The organism is Micromonospora sp. NPDC005206 (assembly GCF_040608175.1).
GTDB lineage: Bacteria > Actinomycetota > Actinomycetes > Mycobacteriales > Micromonosporaceae > Micromonospora.
On record NZ_JBEXHU010000019.1, the window covers coordinates 135,690 to 155,358 of the forward strand.

Here is a 19,669-nt window from a genome sequence, read left to right on the forward strand (position 1 = left end):
CGGGGCTGGGAGCCGGGGTCACCGGTTCCAGTCCTGCTTCGCCGCCCGCACCAGCTTGTCCTTCAGCTCCCGGGTGTGCCGTCGACTTACCGGCAGTTCCGTCCCGTCGATCACCACCACGTAGCCGGAGTTGACCAGCCGCAGCTCCGCGATCAACTTCAACTGGACCAGGTACGACCGGTGCACCCGGACGAAACCGGCGTCGGCCCACCGCTCGGCGAGCGTGGCCAGCGAGACCCGCACCAGGTGTGACCCCTCCGCCGTGTGCAGTCGGGCGTAGTCCCCCTGGGCCTCCACCCAGCGCACCGCCGAGCGGGGCAGCATCCGGGTGGTGCCGGCCAACTCGATCGGGATGGTCGGGTCCTCCTCGGCCCGGGCCAGCGCCGCCGGATGCGACGGCACCACCCGCGAACCGATCACCCGGCGCAACGACTCGGCCAGCCGCTCGGCGCGCACCGGTTTGCGTACGTAGTCGGTGGCCCCCAGGTCGAAGGCGTCCACCGCGCCGTCGTCGTACGCGGTGACGAAGACGATCGCCGGTGGCCGGGCGAACCGGCGCAGCACCCGGGCCAGCTCCATGCCGTCCAGGCCGGGCATCCGGATGTCCAGGAAGACCACGTCCACGTCACCGTCGCGGAGCAGCCGCAGCGCCTCGGTGGCGTCCCCCGCCGTGTGCAGACGGGCCACCCGGGGGTCGGCCCGCAGGTGGTACGCCAGCTCGTCGAGCGCGGGCGGCTCGTCGTCCACCGCCAGCACCCGGAGGAAACCGGATGCGCTCACGACCCGGCCCGCACGCCGGGATGGAACTTCGGCACCCGCATGCTCACCCTGGTGCCCGAGCCGAGTCCGGTCTCGACGACCAGGCCGAACCGGTCCCCGAAGACGGACCGCAGGCGCTCGTCGACGTTGGAGAGGCCGACGTGCTGGCCCGTCTCGTCGCCTGGGTCGCCGGTGCTGCGGGCCAGCTCGGCGATGCCGGCGGTCAGCGTGGTCGGATCCATTCCCACCCCGTCGTCCTCCACGGTGATGTGGCATTCGGCGCCCGCGTCCCGGGCCTCGATGCTCACCATGCCTGTGCCCGGCTTGCGGGACAACCCGTGCCGGACCGCGTTCTCCACGAGCGGCTGCAGGCAGAGAAACGGCAGCGTCACCGGCAGCACCTCCGGGGCGATCTGCAACCGCACCTGCAACCGGTCGCCGAACCGGGCCCGCTCGATGGTCAGGTAGCGGTCGATCGACCGCAGCTCCTCGGCCAGCGTGGTGAACTCCCCGTGCGCCCGGAACGAGTACCGGGTGAACTCCGCGAACTCCAGGATCAGCTCGCGGGCCCGCTCCGGGTCGGTGCGCACGAACGAGCCGATCGCGGTCAGCGCGTTGTAGATGAAGTGCGGGCTGATCTGCGCCCGCAGCGCCCGGATCTCGGCCCGCGCGAGCCGCTCCCGCGACGAGTCCAGCTCAGCCAGGGCGAGCTGGTTGCCGGCCCAGTGCGCGGTCTCCAGGGTGGCCTGCACCAGCCCGGGCGCCGGCGGGCTGTCGGCGATCGCCACCAGCGCGCCGACCACCCGGCCGTCCGCGCCCTGCAGCGGTGCGACCACCGCTCCCCGGATCGGGCAGTCCACCCGGTCACAGCGCAGCTCGGATTCACCGAGCACCGTCGAGCGCCCGGTCTCCATCGCCCGGCGGGCCGCCGCGAGCAGTTGCTCGCCGTGGTGCGCGCCGCGTCCATCGAGGGCGAGCACCACGTCGGCGTCGGTGAGCGCCAGCCCGACCGCCCCCACCAGAGCCCGCAGATGGCGTACGGCCTTCGCCGCGCCCGCCGCGCTCAGCCCCGCCCGCAGCGGTTCGGCGGCCAGCCCGGCGGTGTGCAGCACCTCGTAGGTGGCCCGCTGGGTGGCGGTGGCGATGCCCCGGCGGGCACGCAGGCGCAGCACCGCCAACAGGGCCGCGGTCAGCGCGGTGACCAGTGAGACGACGCCGACGACGGCGGAGAGGTTGCCACCCACGCAGCGATCCTGGCCCCTCCGGGCCGGCGAGCCAACCCCTAGTACGCGCCCTTGCGGGCGAGCACGACCCCCACGGTGCGCCACAGGATGCTCAGGTCGTACGCCAACGACCAGTTGTCGACGTAGTAGAGGTCGAGCCGGACGGACTCGTCCCAGGACAGGTCCGAGCGGCCGGAGACCTGCCACAGGCCGGTCATGCCGGGGCGGACCAGCAGCCGGCGGCGCACGTCGCCCAGGAAGTCGCCATCGTCGGCCGGCAACGGGCGGGGCCCGACCAGCGACATCTCACCCCAGAGCACGTTGATCAGCTGCGGCAGCTCGTCCAGCGAGGTGGCCCGCAGGAAGCGGCCCACGGGGAAGACCCGCGGGTCCTCCTTCATCTTGAACAGCATGCCGTCGGTCTCGTTCCGGTCGACCAGGCTCGCCAGCCGGTCCTCGGCGTCGACGTACATGGTCCGGAACTTCCACACCCGGAACGTGCGTCCCTCGTGCCCCACCCGCGGCTGGCGGAAGTAGACCGGCCCGGGGTCGGAGATCCGGATCGCCACGGCGATGGAGAGGAAGAGCGGAGCCAGCAGCAGCAGACCGAGGCCGGCGGCGACCCGATCCATCAGGTTCTTGGCCAGCAGCGCCGGCCCGGAGAGGGTCGGCTCCTCGACGTGCAGCAGCGGCAGACCCTCGATCGGCCGGATGTGCACCCGGGGACCGGCGATGTCGGTCAGCTGGGGCGCGACCACCAGATCGACGCCGGAGCCCTCCAACTGCCAGGCCAGCCGGCGCAGCTCACCCGGCTCGGCGCTGGCCGACCCGCAGATCGCGATGGTGTCCCCGCCGACCTCCCGGACCAGGGCCAGCACGTCCCGGCCGGCGTGCACCGGCACCGGGGTCGGCATCCCCCGGGCCGCGGCGTAGCCGTCGGTGATGTGGATGGCGACCGGCACCAGCCCGGCGTTCGGGCTGCGGGTGACCGCCGCGTAGACCTCCAGGCACTCCGGCAGGGTGCCGACCAGCACCATCCGGTGCGCGGCCTGGCCGGCCCGGCGGCGGATGTAGTGCAGCGCCCAGCGGGCCACGAAACGGCCCCAGAGGATCAGCACGGTGGCGCCCACCAGCGCGGTGCCCACCGTGTACCGGGAGAGCTGGGTCACAGTGGCGAAGGCGAGGAACGAGACGCTCGCGGCGACCGTCACCGCGCCCCGGATCACGCGCTTGAACTCGTCCGGCCCGAGCCCCAGGTAACGCCGGTCGTAGGCCCGGTTGCCCCAGAGGATGATCACCCAACCGAGTGGGAGCAGGAGATAGGAGATGGTGTGGAACCAGGTCGGGTCCTGCTTGGTGCCGGAGAAACCGGAGGCCGCCTGATCGAAGAGCTGGATCGCGATCCAGCTGGCGAAGGCCGCCGCCCCGAAATCGAGCACGAGGAGGATCGCCGTGTAGGGGCGGTGCCAGCGGGAGACACGGCGTCGCGCCCTGGCCCATGCCGACCGGGGGACGCCGTTGTGCGACGGCGGGGTCGGCGGCTGGATTTCGAAGCTGTCGACGTGCCGCACGAGTCTGCTCCGGCCTTCGTTGGTTACCGGGCGCTGGAGGCTTGCCGTCACCTCACCCATGTCCTCCCGCATGACACGTGCCGCTCACTCGCCGTGAGGGCCCGGGTCGCCCACCGTCCCAGTCTCCCACGCGGGATCCGACCGGTCGCGGCCCCGGAAAGGATTGGCGACCGATGGTGCCGGCGGGATCTGGCCGGCTCCGCACCATTTCAGAAGCCGGGGACCGGGCCACTATACCGATGGATGCGCGTGTGGCGGGAACCGTGGACCGGCGCTTCGGCCCAGTCGGGTCGATTCCGCTCCGTAATCGCCGAGTGGGATTACTCACCGTACGAGGCGGGACAACCGTCGGTCAGCGAGCGGCTTGCCGCCGGTCTGGCACGTCGGGCAGTACTGAAGGCTCGAGTCAGCGAACGACACCTCCCGCACGGTGTCACCGCAGACCGGGCAGGGAAGGCCGGTGCGGGCGTGCACCTTCAACCCGGAGCGCTTCTCGCCCTTCAGCTCCGCGGCACGCTGCCCGAGGGACCGCTGGACCGCGTCGCCGAGCACCTGCCGGGTAGCCGCGTGCAGAGTGGCGAGCTGGTCGTCGGTGAGCCGGTCGGTGATCGCGAACGGGGACAGCTTCGCCGCGTGCAGGATCTCGTCGGAGTACGCGTTGCCCACCCCGGACAGCACCGCCTGATCGGTCAGCACCCCCTTGACCTGCCCGCGCCGGCTGCGCAGCCGCTCGGCAAAGGTGGGCAGGTCCGCGGCGAGCGCGTCCGGGCCCAGCTTGGCCACGCCGGGCACCGCCGACGGGTCCGTGACCAGGTACGCGGCCAGCTTCTTCTGCGTGCCGGCCTCGGTGAGGTCGAACCCGGAACCGTCGTCGAGGCGGACCCGCAGCGCGATCGGGCCCTTGCCGGGGCGCAGCGGGGTGGTGGCCGGGAACGCCTCCCGGTAGTGCAGCCAACCCGCCCGGGCCAGGTGGACCACCAGGTGCAGGTCGCCCTCGACGAGCACGTCGAGGAACTTGCCGTGCCGGCGGGCGTCGACCACCGCCCGCCCGGCGACCGCGGTCGGTGCCGGGTCGTACGTTTTCAGGGCGCTGATCGCGGCGACCTCGAGCCGGTCGACACGCCGCCCCACCGCGCGCTGTCGCAGGTAACCCGCGAGCGCCTCAACCTCCGGTAGTTCGGGCACCAGCCAACGGTAGCCTTCTTTCCCGTGAGAATCGTGGTGGCACACAACCGGTACCGGGAAGCCCAGCCCTCCGGCGAGAACACGATCGTCGACTCGGAGATCGCTCAGCTCGCCGCCGCCGGCGTGGAGGTGCTGCCGTTCATTCGCAGCTCGGACGAGATCCCGTCGATGTCGAAGGTGGCGAAGGCGCTGCTGCCGATCTCGCCGATCTGGGCGCCCCGGGCCCAGCACGACCTGAGCCGGCTGCTCACCGAGCATCGGCCGGACGCGCTGCACCTGCACAACCCGTACCCGCTGCTCTCGCCCTGGGTGGTGCGGACCGCGCACCGGCACGGCGTGCCGGTGGTGCAGACGGTGCACAACTACCGACAGGTCTGCTCCTCGGGGATCTACTTCCGCGACGGCGTGATCTGTCAGGACTGCAAGGGCCGGGCATTGGGGGTGCCGGCGATCAAGCATCGCTGCTACCGCGACTCGGCGGCGCAGAGTGCGCTGATGGCGACCACCCTGGCCGTGCACCGGGGAACCTGGCGGTCGGTGGACCGGTACATCGCGCTGACCACGGCGATCGCCGACCACCTGAGCGACTACGGCATTCCGGACGAACGGATCGTGGTGAAGCCGAACGCCGTGCCAGATCCGGGCCGGCCCGCGCCGCTCGGTGACGGTTTTCTCTTCATGGCCCGGCTGAGCCCCGAGAAGGGCGTCGACCTGCTGCTGGACGCCTGGCGCCGGCATCCGGTGGGCGCACTGGGCCCGCTGCGCGTGGCCGGGGACGGCGAGTTGCGCCCGCTGGTGGAGGCCGCCGCCGCCGAGCGACCCGACGTGGTCTACCTCGGTCAGCTCGACCGGGCCGGAGTGCGGGCGGCGGTCGAGGCGAGCGCGGTGGTGATCGCCGCCGCCATGTGGCACGACGTGCTGCCGACCGTGATCATCGAGGCGATGGCCAGTGGCCGGCCGGTGCTCGGCACCGCGTTGGGTGGCATCCCGTACCTGGTTGGGGCGGACGCCCCGCACGAGCCCGCCGGCACCGGGCCGGCCGAGGTCGCCTCCGCCGTCGCCGGGGGCGGCGGGTCGCCGATGCCGGCCGGAATCGGTCAGGGTGAGGCCGGCTGGGTGGTCGCCCCGGAGCCGGCCGCGCTGGCCGCCGCGCTACCGGTGGCCCGGGCCGGTGCCGCCGGGCTGGCCCCGGCCGCCCGCGCCCGCTACGAGCGGACCTTCCACCCCGACGTGGTCACCAAGCAGCTCATCAACATCTATGCCGGCATGGCCCGTACCGCGCACCGCCGCTGACCTCGGCCGTGCTTCCGCCCACCGCCCGCCACGCCCACCGCCCGCTGCTTCCCAGGGTGGCCGTCCCCCCTTCCGGCGGCCGGCGCACCGGCGGACCCGGTGGGGGTCAGCGCATGGAGGCGCGGGCGGAGAAGGCGATGCTCGCCAGCAGGAAGCCGCCGTTGACGATGGTGAACGCGACGATCACCCAGAGGACCAGCGCGGGGGCCACGGCCAGCACCAGGGCGGCCACGAAGATCACCGCGCCGTAGTCACGGACCAGCTTCACCAGGCGGACCGGCAGCGAGGTCGAGGTGACCATGCTGGCTGCGTTCGGGCCGGCCTGCATCACCGAGGTGACCAGGTTGACCATCCAGGTGCCGGCGAAGGTCGCCACCAGCCAGGTCGGGGTCGACGGCTCCTGCGCCACCGCCGTGGCGGCCAGCGCCGCCACCAGGGCGATCTGCGCGGCCACGTCGCACAGCACGTCGACCCGGGCACCGGCCGCGCTGCCCTGGCCGGTCACCCGGGCCAGTTGCCCGTCCGCACAGTCCAGGGAGTACGCCACCTGCCAGCCCACCAGGGCGAGCACGCCGACCACCCAGGCCGGCACGTCACCGGCCGCGACCGGGCCGGCGAGCGCCACCACGGTGACCGAGGTCGCCAACCCGAGCACCAGGTTGGTGATGGTCAGCGTGGTCGGCCGCAGCCCCAGCCGCTGGGCGACCAGCGCGAAGGCGGCGCCCAGCCACTGGCTGATCGACTCGCTGAACAGACCACCGCCCCGGTTCACCCGGTGGAAGTCGGCGATGGTGGGACGGGGGTCAGCCAAGCTGGTCGCGGATTGCACCGGCGTAGTCTGTCAGCCGCTCCCGCGTCTCGGTAGGCGACAACGCCAGGTGCTCGAGGATCGTGTACCGGTCCGGTCGGGTGCGCGGTGCGAACTGCACCGCCTCGACGAACTGGTCGTCGGTCAGCCCCACCTCGGCGGGAAGCCGGGGCAGCGCGTGCCGGGACAGACAGGCCGACATCTCCCCGAAGCGGCGGAGATCCCCACGCAGCCAGGTGCAGAAGAGCGCGCCCAGCCCGGCCAGCTCGCCGTGCGAGGCGGTGCCGGGGAAGAGCGCGTCCACCGCGTGCATGATCTCGTGGCAGCCGCCGCTGGACGGGCGACTGGTGCCGCAGACCGCCATGGCGAGGCCGCTGGAGATCAACGCCTCGGCCAGCACGGTGACGAACGCGTCGTCGGTCATGTCGCCCGGATGGTTCAGCACCGCTTCGGCGCCCGCCCGGGCCAGTGACGCGGCCAGTCCGTCGACGGGCTCGCCGCGTACCTGGCGGGCGAGCTCCCAGTCCGCCAACGCGCTGATGTTACTGATGACGTCACCGATGCCGGCTCGGTTGTGCCGGTCAGGACCGCTTTCCACGAAGTCCAGGTCAACGATCACCGCGATCGGGATGTGCACCCCGTAGGAACCCTTGATCCCATCGGTGATCAGGCTCGCCACCGGGGAGGCGATGCCATCGTTGGCCAGGCTGGTGGCCACCGAGACCATCGGCAGGCCCCGCCGGGTGGCCGCGTACTTCGCCACGTCTATGGTCTTGCCGCCGCCGATGCCGACCACCGCGTCGTACGAGCGGGCGCGCAGCTTGCCGCCCAGGTCGTCGGCGGCGTCCAGAGTCGCCCCGGCGACGGTGAACACGTCGGCCGACCGCAGTGACGGTCGGATCAGCTCGGCGATCTGGGCACCCTGGCCCGGACCGACCACCACCGCGACGTCGCCGCCGGCGGAGATTCGCCCGTCCGCCAGGATCGCGCCGAGGTCGGCCACCGCGCCCCGCCGCACGTCGATGTGGAGCGGGGTCAGCACGCTTCGGGCTAGTAGCGGCACGCGATCTCCCGCGCGCGGGCCAGGTCGGCGTGGTTGTCGACCTCGACCCAGGGCACGTCGCCGATCGGCGCCGCCCGCACCTCGCCACCCCGGTCGGCGAACTCCTGGTAGCCGTCCTCGTAGTACAGGTTCGGGTCGCGCCGCCAGGTGGCCTCCAGCGCGTCGGCGAGGGCGTCGGCGACCTGCGGCTCGATCAGCGTGGCGCCGATGTACTCCCCGTACGCCTCGCCCGGGTCCATCACCTTGGTGATCCGGGTGAGCTGGCCGGCGGCGTCGAAGATGGTCTTCATCTCCTCCTCGGCCAGCGGCTTGAGCGTGTCCACGGCGAGCAGGATGCCTGGCCCACGCTCCGCGAGCAGGGTCTTCTCCACGCTCACCGGGTGCACGGTGTCCCCGTTGACCAGCAGTACCCCGCGCGCGAAGTACTCCCGGGCCAGCCAGAGCGAGTAGGCGTTGTTCCACTCCTCGGCCTTGTCGTTCTGCACCAGGGTGAGCGTGACCCCGTACCGCTTCTCCAGGTCGGCCTGCCGCTCGCGGACCGCGTCCGCCGCGTAGCCGACCACGATCACGATGTCGGTGAGCCCGACTTCGGCCAGGTTGCCCAGCGCGATGTCCAGGATCGTGGTCTCCCCGTCCACCGGCACCAACGCCTTGGGCAGCGTGTCGGTGTACGGGCGCAGCCGGCGCCCTGCCCCGGCCGCGAGCACCATCCCGATCATCCCGACATCCTCCCTCGTCCTGCTCCCCGTCACCGGTGGAGGATAGCCCCGCGTGGACGAGCCGCTCCGGTCAACCAGGTCAGCCGGGCAGCGCCGCCAGGTCGGCGAGCATGGTCAACCGCTCCTCCGCGCTGAGCACGGCGTACGCGCCGGCCGCCCGCCGGTCGGTCTCCAGCTCGATGGCGAGCCGCTCCGGGCCGGCCGGCAGGGCGGCGATGCTCGACGCGGTGTGCCCGGCGGCGGTCCAGGCGGCGGCGTGCGCGTCGGCCCGGTGGTAGCGCATCGTGCCGAGCCGGTTGAGCAGCAGCACGCCCGGCGGGGTGCCGTCCGGCTCGTACGGGGGCGCCATCGCGGCGAACGCCGACGCGTCCCGGTCCCCCTCCTCGTCGGCCAGCACCAGGGCGTACGCCAGCAGCCGGCCGAGCGCCGCGACCAGCCGCGGCACCCGCTCGTCCTGCCCGGCCCACAGCTCCTCGGTGACCTCGGCGTGCACCTGGTACAGCTCGGTGAGGAACGCGGCACCGAGGTCGGTGGCGGAGAGCCCGCCGTCCGGGCGGCGGTGGATCATGCCGTGCGCCACGTGCTTGTCCACGCTCCGGTGGCAGACGACCGGGTCGCGGTACCGGGTGATCGCCGCGAACCCCGGCCCGTCCACCGTGCCGCTGGGTGCGGCCAGCCGGGTGCGCAGCTCCACCAGGAAGCCGGTCGCGGCCGGCCCGCCGTACCGCTGGCTCAGCTCGGCGCCACCACCGTTCCGACCGGCCAGCATGCCGGCGACGAAGGCCCGGTCCACGGCCGGGGCGAGCAGACCGGCGAACCGGTGCGGCGCCAGCTCGACGGTGTTCACAGACCGATCGACCGCAGGACGGCGAAGCCCTCCTCCGCGATCCGCCGGACCAGCCCGTCGACGCTGTCCCAGCAGTTGGGAAAGAGGCGTCGGTGCGGCGAGCGGCGCTGGAAGAAGATGCGGCCGTCGTGGTCGACGATCAGCGCGCCGGCGCAGCGCAGGGGCTCGGTGGACACCGTCCGACAGTAGCGAGCGTGCCGGCGCGACGGCGATGCCCGGTCTTGTCGAAGAAACATTCACGGACCACCATGTCGGTACCGGATGCCACCGTCCCAAAGGGGTGATGCGTGATGCAGGTACGGGAAGCGATGTCCAGCCAGGTCCTCGTCGTCGGTCCGGAGCACACGCTCCGCCAGGCGGCCCGGATGATGTCGGCCCGCGGTGTCGGGTCGGCGGTCGTGATCGACCCGGACTCCGAGGGGATCGGGATCATGACCGAACGCGACGTGTTGAAGGCCATCGGCGCCGGCCTGGACTGCGACGTGGAACGCACCGGCGCTCACCTGACCTGGGACGTGGTCTACGCCGGCCCGGACTGGACGGTGGCCGAGGCGGCCGCCGCGATGGCCCGGGGCGGATTCCGGCACCTGGTGGTGCTGGACGGCCGTGAGGTGGCCGGCGTGATCTCCGTCCGGGACATCATGCGGGTCTGGGCGGAGAGCGAGGTGGTCGCCGCGACCTGACCGTTGCGCCTGGCCGGCGCCCATGCCGGGCACGCTGGAGGGACTTTCCCGGGCGACGCAGCACGACTCGCTCGGCCTTCCGGTCTGATCTGACGCCGACCGGTGGAGCCGGGTCACCCGACCCGGTGGCTCAGGATGCGGACATCGCCGTGCCGTCGGCGCGTCCCCCGCCGCCGCCCGTACGCTCAACATCCATGACCGCCGAGCAGCTGATCTCCTTCGCCCGTGGGGCTCCCTCGCTGGACATCGTCGATGTCGAGGGGCTCAAGGCCGCCGCCGTCCGCGCCTTCGACGCCGATCCAGCCGGGGTCACGGCCTACGGCACCTCCGTCGGCTACGTTCCGCTGCGAAAGTGGATCGCCGAGAAGCACGGGGTCGAAGCCAATCAGGTGCTGGTCACCAACGGGTCGCTGCAGGCCGACGCGTTCCTCTTCGACCACCTGGTCCGTCCCGGCGACGCGGTGGTGGTGGAACGGCCGACGTACGACCGGACGCTGCTCAACCTCCAGCGGATGGGCAGCGAGCTGCACGGTGTCTCGGTCCAGCCGGACGGCTTGGACACCGCCGAGCTGCGCAAGTTGCTGGAGTCCGGGGTCCGGCCCCGGCTGGCGCACGTCATCCCGAACTACCAGAACCCGGCCGGCGTGACGCTCTCCCTGGAGAAGCGCCGGGAGCTGCTCGACCTGGCCGCGGAGTACGAGTTCACGATCTTCGAGGACGACCCGTACGCGGACGTCCGGTTCCGCGGCGAGGCGCTGCCGTCGATGCTCTCGCTGGACACCCGCAACGTGGTGGTGCACGCGTCGAGCTTCACCAAGACGGTCTGCCCGGGCGTGCGGGTCGGATACCTGGTCGGCTCGGCGGATCTGATCGCCGACATCGCCAAGAACGCGACCAGCCTCTACATCTCGCCCGGCATGGTGTCCCAGGCGATCGTGCACCAGTTCTGCGTCTCCGGCGACATCGACCGCTCGATCGAGACCGTCCGGGCGGCGCTGGGCGAGCGGGCCGGGGTGCTCGCCGAGTCGCTGCGCCGGCACCTGCCGCAGGCCCGGTTCGTGGAGCCGGACGGCGGCTACTTCCTCTGGGTGGAGTTCCCGGACGACGTGCTGGTCGACCGGCTCGCCTCCGCGGCGGCCGAGCGTGGGGTCGCCGTGGTCAAGGGCAGCGACTTCATGCTGGACGGCGGGCAGCACGCCCTGCGGCTGGCCTTCTCGGCGGTCACCGCCGACCGGATCGACGAGGGTGTCCGCCGGCTCGCGGCGGCCGTCGAGGCCGTCCGCAGCTGAGCTTTCTGTCAATTTCCTGACAGAACGACGATGCCGGTCGTCGCGGGACTCCCGCCGGGGCGGCCGGCGGCTCACAATGCTGCGAGCGTCACCCGTCAGGTGCAGTGGAGATCGCCGTCCGGTTTTCCCGGGCCAACCCCCGCCCCGGTGACGCGTGCAGCACAACCCCCGCCCCCACAGGCGCCGGGTGGGCCGTGTCGTCCCCACACCCCCCGATGCGGCACGGCCCGCCCGGCGTCGCCCCACGCGACCGCCGTCACACGTGCCCTCCGCCGGGATCGGCGTAGCCTCAAGCCGCAGCCGAGCGGGGAGGTGGCGCGATGACGGATCGGGCAGGTCAGGACGGGACCACACCGTCGCACGCCGCTCGGGTGCTGCGACCCCGGGCGTGGCCGTCACCGGTCCGGGCGATGACCCGGATCCTCAACGCCGACGGCTCGCCGCCCGTGCCGACCCCGGCCGGCACCGGGCGCAGCGGCGTCGTCGACTGCGCGCTCTACGTCGACGGCAAGCGGCAACCCGGCGACTGGACGTACGCCGATGCGCTGGCCGCGGCCCGCCGCGAGGAGCACGGCTTCGTCTGGCTCGGGCTGCATGAGCCCGAACTGGCCGAGATGACCGCCATCGCGGACACCTACGGGCTGCACGAGCTGGCCGTCGAGGACGCGGTGAAGGCCCAGCAGCGTCCGAAGTTGGAGCGGTTCGGCGACGTCAGCTTCCTGGTGCTGCGCACCGCCCGGTACTGCGAGCACGCCGAGCTGAACGAGAACTCCGAGGTCGTCGAGACCGGCCAGGTGATGCTCTTCATCGGCCCGAACTTCCTGATCAGCGTCCGGCACGGCGACGCCTGCCGGCTCTCCCCGGTCCGTGCCGACCTGGAGACCAAGCAGGACCTGCTGCTCCAGGGCCCGTGGTCGGTCGCGTACGCGATCACCGACCGGGTGGTCGACCTCTACCTGGAGGTCGCCGAGCAGATCGAGGACGACCTCGACGTGCTGGAGGCCGAGGTCTTCGACCGCAACGGCCATGGGCGGATTCAGCGGATCTACCAGATGAAGCGGGAGCTGGTGGAGTTCAAGCGGGCCGTGGTGCCGCTGCAGCGGCCGTTGATGACGTTGACCTCGCAGGTCAACCGGGAGGTTCCGAAGGAGATTCGGCGCTACTTCCGGGACGTGCAGGACCATCTCAGCCGCACCGTCGAGCAGGTGAACTCCTACGACGACCTGCTGAACTCGATCCTCCAGGCGCGGCTGGCCCAGGTCACCGTCGACCAGAACAACGACATGCGCAAGATCGCCGCGTGGGCGGCCATCGCCGCGGTCTGGACCTCCATCGCGGGCGTCGAGGGGATGAACTTCGACAACATGCCCGAGCTGAACATGACGTACGGCTATCCCGTCGTACTCGCCCTGATGCTCGGCGTCTCCCTGGCCCTCTACCGATGGTTCCGCCGCAACGGCTGGCTCTGACGCCGCGCGCGAAAGCGCCGGCGGGCGCGGGGAACCCGCGTCGCCGGCGCTCGATGCGCTGCCGCTGGGTCAGCGGCGGCCGTTGGTGCGGGTGGTGTCCTTGCCCAGCGCCTTGGTGAGGTCGTCGGCCGGGCGCCCGGAGGTGTCCTTGGCGCCCTCGGCGACCGAGGGGACCTTGTCGGTCGGGCGGACGCCGGCCGGCTTGGCGACACCGGTGGTGCTGGCACTGTCGCCACCGGCCACCGCCGAACTACCGGCGGCGGTCATCCCGGCCATGCTGGACCCGTCGGTCCCCTTGGTGGTGGACGGGGTCCGTACCTCGATCGAATCCACCTCGTCGCGCATCGGCTCCAGGTTGCGGGTTGGGTCGTACTCGGCCCACTCCTGCTGCTCGCGGCGGCGGCGCAGCGCGACCGCGCCAGCCAACCCGACGATGGCGCCCGCTGCGAGCAGCCCGGTCATCTTCGATCCGCGACGGCGCGGCTGCTTCTTCTTGCCGGTGATCCGCATGTTGTTCGACCTGGCCTTCCTGGTGAGCGGCCCCGCCTGCGCGGCGCCGTCACGGGCGGCCGCGGCCAGCGGTGCCAGCGTGGTGAGTGTCGTCCCCCAGCCGGTCGAGGCGCTGTCGCGCACTTTCGCCGCGGCCGGCTCGACGTAGCCGCGGGCCATCTGCACCCGTGGACCGACCGTCGCGCCCGCGCCCTTGGCGGCGTGGCTGGCTGCCTGCATCAGGTGGCTGATGCTCTGGTTCAGCTCGGCCCTGGCCAGCTGCCCCTCGGACTTACGCCGCCCGATTCCAAACACGGTCCCACCTCCTGGGAGTTGTTCCTTCGTCATCCTCCACCTTCGGATGCCTCCGCGATGCCAGATCGGGCACATGGGAGGATCCGCATGGAACTGACCAACGAGTGAGGAGTACCCGTGGCCGAGGCTGTCTACGCCACCTTGCACACCAACGCTGGCCCGATCCGGCTGGAGCTCTTCCCCAACCACGCGCCGAAGACGGTTCGCAACTTCATCGACCTGGCCGAGGGCAACCGGGAGTACACCGACCCGCGCACCGGTCAGCCGGGCAGCGGGCCGTACTACGACGGCACCATCTCGCACCGGGTGATCAGCGGCTTCATGGTCCAGATGGGCGACCCGACCGGCACCGGTCGGGGCGGGCCGGGCTACAAGTTCGCCGACGAGTTCCACCCGGAGCTGCGCTTCGATCGGCCTTACCTGCTGGCGATGGCGAACGCCGGACCGGGCACCAACGGTTCGCAGTTCTTCATCACCGTGTCCCCGACGCCGCACCTCAACAACCGGCACACCATCTTCGGCCAGGTGGCCGACGAGCAGTCGGTGAAGATCGTCGACTCGATCGCGAGCACCCCGACCGGCCCGAGCGACCGTCCGCTGCAGGACGTCGTCATCGAGCGGGTCGAGATCGAGCGGTCCGCTGCCTGATCGACAGGCGAGGTACCTTTGCTCGCATGATTGAGCGCTCCGGAGCACCGCACCGGCTGGCGTCGGTGGACCGCGCGGTGGCGGACGGAGGGTCGGCCCGGTGAGCGAGTCTCCGCCGACCACCCCGGTCTGCTACCGGCACCCCGGCCGGGAGACCTACGTCCGGTGCACCCGCTGCGACCGGCCGATCTGCCCGGACTGCATGCGGGAGGCGTCCGTCGGGCACCAGTGCCCGGAGTGCGTCAACGAGGGACGCCGCAGTGTCCGGCCGGCGCGTACCGCCTTCGGTGGTGGTACCGCCGGCCGGCACGGCTACGTCACCAAGGCGATAATCGCGCTGAACGTGCTGCTCATGCTGCTCTCCATCGCCTCCGACCGTGGTGGGGACGCGGCGGTGGGCGGCTCCGGCTTCGGCGGCCTGATGGGCGGAAGCACGCCGCTGACCAACTGGGGTTCGGTGCTCGGGCTGGCGGTCTTCCCCGACGGCACGCTCGGTGGGATCGCCGACGGCGAGTGGTACCGGCTGGTCACCGCGATGTTCCTGCACTACGGCGTGATCCACCTGCTGCTCAACATGTGGGCGCTGTGGGTGCTCGGCCGGTCGCTGGAGGCCAACCTCGGGCCGCTGCGCTTCGGCGCGCTCTATCTGATCGCGGGTCTCGGCGGCAACGTCGCGGCCTACCTGTTCAGCGCCCAGAACTCGGCCACCGCCGGCGCGTCGACCGCCGTCTTCGGCCTCTTCGCAGCGCTCATCATCATCGAACGCAAGTTGGGCCGGGACATCTCCCAGGTGATCCCGATCCTGGTGATCAACCTGGTGTTCACGCTGACCGTGCCGGGCATCTCCATCCCGGGGCACCTGGGTGGCCTGGTGGTCGGCGGGGCGATGGCCCTGGTGCTCGCGTACGCGCCGCGCGGTCGGCGCACGCTGGTCCAGGTCGCCGGTGGCGCGATCATCCTGCTGATACTGCTCGGGCTGGTCCTGTTCCGCACCGCGCAGCTGCTCGCCGGCTGACCGACCGGCTCACTGTCCGGCGGGGGTCACGCCGGGCAGCGGGCGATCACGCCGGGCGGGCGGCCCGCAGCGCCTCGGCCACCTCGTCCGGGGCGGCCCCCAGGTCGTACCGGCCGAACAGGTGCAGCGACTCCCCGGCGTCGATCTCCAGCAGTTCGGTGGTCAGGCCGAGCCGGGGTCGACGGTCCACGGTGATCCGCTCGACCGTGGCCCAGGGCAGCAGCCGGCGGCCGGCGTAACCATGGGCGACGACCACGCCGGCCGGGTCGACCGCGAGTCGGACCGGCGCCAGCAGGTCGCGCAGCGCCCAGCCGAGCAGGCCGGCGACGACCAGCCCGATCAGCGTCAGCTGCACCGGGTCGCCTTCGGCGAGGAGCAGGCCGAGCGCCACCAGGACGACCGCGCCGGCCAGCTTCGCCAGCGGCACGCCCGCCGGTACCCGCCACTGCCGGTCCGGGAAAGCTTCGGCATCCATCCGGCCAGCATGCCAGCGTTCGCCGGGGGACCGCGCCGGCACCCGTTCGCGGCCGGGCCAGACCGGGGGCGGACGACCGGTCCGTGGACGACGTAGGATCGGGACAGCCCAAGTTACCCGGGAGTAAACATGAGTGACGCGGTCATCGTCGGCGCGGTACGCACTCCGGTCGGGCGGCGCAAGGGCAGCCTCGCCGGCGTCCACCCGGTCGACCTTTCGGCACACGTGCTGCGCGCCCTCGCCGAGCGCACCGGGCTCGACGCCGCACTGGTCGACGACGTCTTCTGGGGCTGCGTGTCCCAGGTCGGTGAGCAGTCCTGGAACATCGCCCGCAACGGCGTGCTCGCGGCCGGGTGGCCCGAGTCCGTGCCCGGCACCACGCTGGACCGGCAGTGCGGCTCCAGCCAGCAGGCGCTGCACTTCGCCGCCGCGACGGTCCTCTCCGGCCAGGCCGATCTGGTGGTCGCCGGCGGGGTGGAGTCGATGACCCGGGTGCCGATGGGCTCCAGTGTGGCCGGCGGCATGCCGTTCAGCGACCAGCTGCGGGACCGCTACCGGGGCGTGGAGGGCTTCGCCGACGACGCGGCGCTGCCGTTCAACCAGGGGGTCGGGGCCGAGCTGATCGCCCGGCGGTGGCGCTTCTCGCGTACCCAGCTCGACGAGTTCGCGCTGGCCAGCCACGAGAAGGCGGCCGCCGCGCAGGACGCCGGCGCGTTCGACCCGGAGCTCGCGTCGGTGCCGCTCACCGACGGCGGCAAGTTCGCCGCCGACGAGGGCATCCGCCGGGACACCTCGCTGGAGAAGCTCGGTGAGCTGGCCACCCCGTTCCGCGCCGACGGGGTGGTGACCGCCGGGTCCGCGTCCCAGATCTCCGACGGCGCGGCGGCCCTCGCGGTCACCACCGGCGAGTGGGCCAGCCGGCACGGGCTGCGTCCGCTGGCCCGGATCCACACCGCCGTGGTCGCCGCCGACGACCCGGTCACCATGCTCACCGCGCCCATCCCGGCCACCGCGAAGGCGCTGCGCCGCGCGGGGTTGGGCATCGAGGAGATCGGTGTGTACGAGGTGAACGAGGCGTTCGCCCCGGTGCCGCTGGCCTGGCTGGCGGAGACCGAGGCGGACCCGGAGCGGCTCAACCCGCGCGGCGGGGCGATCGCCCTCGGTCATCCGCTCGGCGGCTCCGGTGCCCGGATCATGACCACGATGCTCCAGCACATGCGGGACAACGGGATCCGCTACGGCCTGCAGACCATGTGCGAGGGTGGCGGCATGGCCAACGCCACCATCGTCGAGCTTCTCTGACCTCCACCCGGCTCGTTACGGGAAAAGGCCTCGCCCCGGCCCGGCTCGGCCGCCTAGGGTGCGCACTGTGACGACGATCGCCGGTGAGCGCGCCCCCGACTGGTCCGGAGAGCAGTGGCAGGTGCGGGCCCGTTCCTGGGTGGATGCGCAGCTGAGCCGGGCCGGCCGGCGGGTGACCGGGCCCGTGGAGCCGCGGGTGCGGCCGTGGTCGCTGGTGTGGCGGGTGCCCACCGACGGTGGGCCGGTCTGGTTCAAGGCCAACAACCCGGGCACCGTGCACGAGGCCGTCCTGATTGCGGCGCTGGCCGGGCTGGCGCCCGAGCGGGTGCTCGCACCGATCGCGGTGGACCCTGCTCGGGGCTGGTCGCTGCTGCCCGACGGCGGAGAGTCGCTGCGGGACGTGCTGGGCCGCGACGCGGACCTGGCGCACTGGGAGCGGGCGCTGCCCGGTTACGCCGCGCTCCAACTGGCCACCGCGTCACGGGCCGAGGAACTGATCGCCCTCGGCGTGCCGGACCACCGTCCCGAGGTGCTCGCCGGGCTGCTCGCCCAACTGCTCGACGATCGCGAGTCGCTGCGGATCGGCGACGAGGGCGGGCTCAGCCCGGAGACGTACGAGCGGCTGCGGGCCGAGTTGCCGGCGTACGCCGAGCGGTGCCGCCGGCTCGCCGACTTCGGCATCCCGGCCACTGTGCAGCACGACGACCTGCATGACGGCAATGTGTTCGCCGGCCCGACCGGGTACCGCTACTTCGACTGGGGCGACGCCTCGGTGGCGCACCCGTTCGGCACGCTGTTGGTGACCCTTCGCTCCATCCGGTACGCCACCGACCTGGCTGCCGACGACGCCCGGCTGGCCCGGCTGCGTGACGGTTACCTGGAGGCGTGGACCGACCGGTACGACCGTCGGACCCTGGTTGAGGCCGCGGACCTGGCGATGAACCTGGGCGCGGTCAGCCGGTCGCTCTCCTGGCGGCGCGCTCTGGACACGGCCGATCCGGCCCGGTCCGAGTACGCCGACGCGGTCCCCGGCTGGCTCGGCGAGCTGTTCGAGCCCAGCCCGCTCTGACCCACTCCTGACCACGATCCGTACGGGTGGGAAGTCGGACAGGCGGTGCGACGCGCCGCGTGGAACTTCCAAAAAATCGGCGTGACCCACGTCACCTCCGCTGAGGAGGTCGTTGGGCAGGTCATGGACGTCTTCTCCCGTACGTTCCTTCCGGCCGCCGCCGAGGCTGGCCTGGCCGCGCAGACCCTGAACCGGCACATGCCGGTCTTCCGGCGCTGTGTCGGCTCCGGTGACGCCACCATCCTGGTCACCCGCTGCAGCCGTCCGGACCGTCCGGTCACCGGCGACTACCTGCTGCTGCTCACCCACCGTCGGCTGGTGGTGACCCAGCAGACCCGGCTGCTGCACCGGCTGCGCCTGCATCTCAACACCGAGCTGCGCGAGCTGAGCAACGTCACCTGGAGCCCCGACCCGCGGCTGCACTCGGTCGAGCTGGCCGCCACCGCCATCGATGGGATCCGCGAGCGGTTCCTGATCCACACCACGCATCCGAAGCGGGTGTGGCAGCTCGACGCGCTGCTCAACCACGCCTTCCGGACTCGTCTGCGTACCCCCCGGGAGCGGATCGTCGCCACCATCGGCGAGGTGCCGGTCGCTGCGAGGCCCAGCGTGCTGCGACCCGTCGTGGCGCGCTGACGCCCCACCGCTCCACCGCTCGCGGCGGCCTTTCGCCCCGCCTTTACCGAACTCGAACACGCGCTGATCGCACCGAGCGCACCGGGTCGGCAATCATGGGCCGGTGACCGTCGAACCGCCGCACCGCGGGCTCGTCCTCGTGGTCGAGGACGAGCCGGCCATCGCCGACCTGGTCCGGCTCTATCTCACCCGCGACGGGTTCGGGGTCCATCTGGAACGGGACGGCGAGGCCGGCCTGACCGCCGCCCGCCGGCTGCGCCCGGTGGCCTGCGTCCTGGACATCGCCCTGCCCGGGCTGCCCGGCACGGAGATCTGCCGCCGGCTGCGCGAGGGCGGCGACTGGACCCCGGTCATCTTCCTCACCGCCCGGGACGACGAGGTGGACCGGATCGTCGGCCTGGAGTTGGGCGCCGACGACTACGTCACCAAGCCGTTCAGCCCCCGTGAGCTGGTGGCCCGGGTGCGCGCGGTGCTGCGCCGCTCCGCCGGCGGCCCGGAGGGTGCGGACCGGGCCCGTGTCGTCGGTCCGGTGACGCTCGACCCCGCCCGGCGGACGGTCACAGCCGCCGGCGCGCCGGTGCAGCTCACCTCCACCGAGTTCGACCTGCTGGCCCACCTGATGGCCCGGCCCGGGCGGGTCTTCACCCGGGAGGAGTTGTTGGCCGGCGTGTGGGGCTACGCCGCACACGCCGGCACCCGCACCGTCGACGTGCACGTCGCACAGGTGCGGGCGAAGCTTGGCCCGGCCAGCGTGATCCGGACCCACCGCGGCGTGGGGTACGCGGCCGATGCCTGACCGTCCCGGTTGGCA

The 19,669-nt window shown here is 72.4% G+C and carries 21 protein-coding genes; 10 read left to right on the plus strand and 11 right to left on the minus strand.

Features of this window, described 5'->3' with window-relative positions:
• Positions 1–18: 18 nt before the first annotated feature.
• The 4 genes from ABZU69_RS27365 to ABZU69_RS27380 form a co-directional block, all read right to left on the minus strand.
• The gene (locus tag ABZU69_RS27365) at positions 19–780 is read right to left on the minus strand and encodes a LytTR family DNA-binding domain-containing protein (RefSeq protein WP_089018492.1); all 762 of its coding nucleotides are present in this window, start codon (positions 778–780) and stop codon (positions 19–21) included.
• On the minus strand, positions 777–2,003 hold the full coding sequence (locus ABZU69_RS27370) for a histidine kinase (RefSeq protein WP_354967181.1): 1,227 nt from the start codon (positions 2,001–2,003) through the stop codon (positions 777–779). The genes ABZU69_RS27365 and ABZU69_RS27370 overlap by 4 nt, the downstream gene beginning before the upstream one ends.
• A 38-nt stretch (positions 2,004–2,041) precedes the next feature.
• The gene (locus ABZU69_RS27375) at positions 2,042–3,613 is read right to left on the minus strand and encodes a sugar transferase (protein ID WP_354967222.1); all 1,572 of its coding nucleotides are present in this window, start codon (positions 3,611–3,613) and stop codon (positions 2,042–2,044) included.
• 264 nt (positions 3,614–3,877) lie between these two features.
• Positions 3,878–4,738 carry a DNA-formamidopyrimidine glycosylase family protein gene (locus ABZU69_RS27380; RefSeq protein WP_354967182.1) on the minus strand — a complete coding sequence of 287 codons (861 nt, stop codon included), beginning with the start codon at positions 4,736–4,738 and terminating at the stop codon, positions 3,878–3,880.
• A 24-nt stretch (positions 4,739–4,762) separates the two neighbouring features.
• Here ABZU69_RS27380 and ABZU69_RS27385 point away from each other — a divergent pair, with 24 nt between their 5' ends.
• Positions 4,763–6,031: a glycosyltransferase family 4 protein gene (locus tag ABZU69_RS27385; RefSeq protein ID WP_354967183.1), complete on the plus strand. Its 1,269-nt coding sequence runs from the start codon at positions 4,763–4,765 to the stop codon at positions 6,029–6,031.
• A gap of 106 nt (positions 6,032–6,137) precedes the next feature.
• Here the strand turns inward: ABZU69_RS27385 and ABZU69_RS27390 are convergent, their stop codons facing one another.
• The 5 genes from ABZU69_RS27390 to ABZU69_RS27410 form a co-directional block, all read right to left on the minus strand.
• Entirely contained in the window at positions 6,138–6,860 is a 723-nt protein-coding gene (locus ABZU69_RS27390; protein ID WP_354967184.1) for a CDP-alcohol phosphatidyltransferase family protein, read from the minus strand.
• Positions 6,835–7,902, minus strand: coding sequence for an iron-containing alcohol dehydrogenase family protein (locus ABZU69_RS27395; RefSeq protein WP_354967185.1), 1,068 nt, complete (start codon positions 7,900–7,902; stop codon positions 6,835–6,837). The genes ABZU69_RS27390 and ABZU69_RS27395 overlap by 26 nt, the downstream gene beginning before the upstream one ends.
• Complete coding sequence (locus tag ABZU69_RS27400; protein ID WP_354967186.1) at positions 7,890–8,621, minus strand: phosphocholine cytidylyltransferase family protein; 732 nt, start codon at positions 8,619–8,621, stop codon at positions 7,890–7,892. Before ABZU69_RS27400 ends, ABZU69_RS27395 begins: the two co-directional genes overlap by 13 nt.
• A gap of 79 nt (positions 8,622–8,700) precedes the next feature.
• Complete coding sequence (locus ABZU69_RS27405; protein ID WP_354967187.1) at positions 8,701–9,468, minus strand: hypothetical protein; 768 nt, start codon at positions 9,466–9,468, stop codon at positions 8,701–8,703.
• A complete protein-coding gene (locus ABZU69_RS27410; protein WP_354967188.1) occupies positions 9,465–9,644 on the minus strand; it encodes a hypothetical protein in 180 nt (59 codons plus the stop codon). Before ABZU69_RS27410 ends, ABZU69_RS27405 begins: the two co-directional genes overlap by 4 nt.
• Positions 9,645–9,758: 114 nt before the next feature.
• Between ABZU69_RS27410 and ABZU69_RS27415 the strand changes: the two genes are divergently transcribed.
• The 3 genes from ABZU69_RS27415 (at position 9,759) to corA (ending at position 12,909) form a co-directional block, all read left to right on the plus strand.
• The gene (locus ABZU69_RS27415; protein ID WP_354967189.1) at positions 9,759–10,151 is read left to right on the plus strand and encodes a CBS domain-containing protein; all 393 of its coding nucleotides are present in this window, start codon (positions 9,759–9,761) and stop codon (positions 10,149–10,151) included.
• A 194-nt stretch (positions 10,152–10,345) separates the two neighbouring features.
• A complete protein-coding gene (locus ABZU69_RS27420; protein WP_354967190.1) occupies positions 10,346–11,440 on the plus strand; it encodes a PLP-dependent aminotransferase family protein in 1,095 nt (364 codons plus the stop codon).
• 320 nt (positions 11,441–11,760) lie between these two features.
• The gene (gene corA / locus ABZU69_RS27425) at positions 11,761–12,909 is read left to right on the plus strand and encodes a magnesium/cobalt transporter CorA (protein WP_354967191.1); all 1,149 of its coding nucleotides are present in this window, start codon (positions 11,761–11,763) and stop codon (positions 12,907–12,909) included.
• A 69-nt stretch (positions 12,910–12,978) separates the two neighbouring features.
• Here the strand turns inward: corA and ABZU69_RS27430 are convergent, their stop codons facing one another.
• Positions 12,979–13,746 carry a hypothetical protein gene (locus ABZU69_RS27430; protein WP_354967192.1) on the minus strand — a complete coding sequence of 256 codons (768 nt, stop codon included), beginning with the start codon at positions 13,744–13,746 and terminating at the stop codon, positions 12,979–12,981.
• Positions 13,747–13,830: 84 nt separating this feature from the next.
• Between ABZU69_RS27430 and ABZU69_RS27435 the strand changes: the two genes are divergently transcribed.
• Both ABZU69_RS27435 and ABZU69_RS27440 read left to right on the plus strand, forming a co-directional pair.
• A complete protein-coding gene (locus tag ABZU69_RS27435) occupies positions 13,831–14,361 on the plus strand; it encodes a peptidylprolyl isomerase (protein ID WP_354967193.1) in 531 nt (176 codons plus the stop codon).
• 100 nt (positions 14,362–14,461) lie between these two features.
• Positions 14,462–15,376 carry a rhomboid family intramembrane serine protease gene (locus ABZU69_RS27440; protein ID WP_354967194.1) on the plus strand — a complete coding sequence of 305 codons (915 nt, stop codon included), beginning with the start codon at positions 14,462–14,464 and terminating at the stop codon, positions 15,374–15,376.
• A 46-nt stretch (positions 15,377–15,422) separates the two neighbouring features.
• Here ABZU69_RS27440 and ABZU69_RS27445 read toward each other — a convergent pair whose 3' ends face one another.
• Positions 15,423–15,851 (minus strand): PH domain-containing protein, encoded by a 429-nt coding sequence (locus ABZU69_RS27445; RefSeq protein ID WP_354967195.1) that lies wholly within the window; start codon positions 15,849–15,851, stop codon positions 15,423–15,425.
• A 129-nt stretch (positions 15,852–15,980) separates the two neighbouring features.
• Between ABZU69_RS27445 and ABZU69_RS27450 the strand changes: the two genes are divergently transcribed.
• The 4 genes from ABZU69_RS27450 to ABZU69_RS27465 all read left to right on the plus strand — a co-directional run bounded on the left by ABZU69_RS27450 (position 15,981) and on the right by ABZU69_RS27465 (position 19,654).
• Positions 15,981–17,153 (plus strand): acetyl-CoA C-acyltransferase, encoded by a 1,173-nt coding sequence (locus ABZU69_RS27450; RefSeq protein ID WP_354967196.1) that lies wholly within the window; start codon positions 15,981–15,983, stop codon positions 17,151–17,153.
• Between the two features lie 67 nt (positions 17,154–17,220).
• The gene (locus ABZU69_RS27455; protein ID WP_354967197.1) at positions 17,221–18,222 is read left to right on the plus strand and encodes an aminoglycoside phosphotransferase family protein; all 1,002 of its coding nucleotides are present in this window, start codon (positions 17,221–17,223) and stop codon (positions 18,220–18,222) included.
• Positions 18,223–18,345: 123 nt separating this feature from the next.
• Entirely contained in the window at positions 18,346–18,858 is a 513-nt protein-coding gene (locus tag ABZU69_RS27460; RefSeq protein ID WP_354967223.1) for a hypothetical protein, read from the plus strand.
• 103 nt (positions 18,859–18,961) lie between these two features.
• Positions 18,962–19,654 (plus strand): response regulator transcription factor, encoded by a 693-nt coding sequence (locus tag ABZU69_RS27465; protein ID WP_354967198.1) that lies wholly within the window; start codon positions 18,962–18,964, stop codon positions 19,652–19,654.
• The last annotated feature ends 15 nt before the right edge of the window (positions 19,655–19,669 follow it).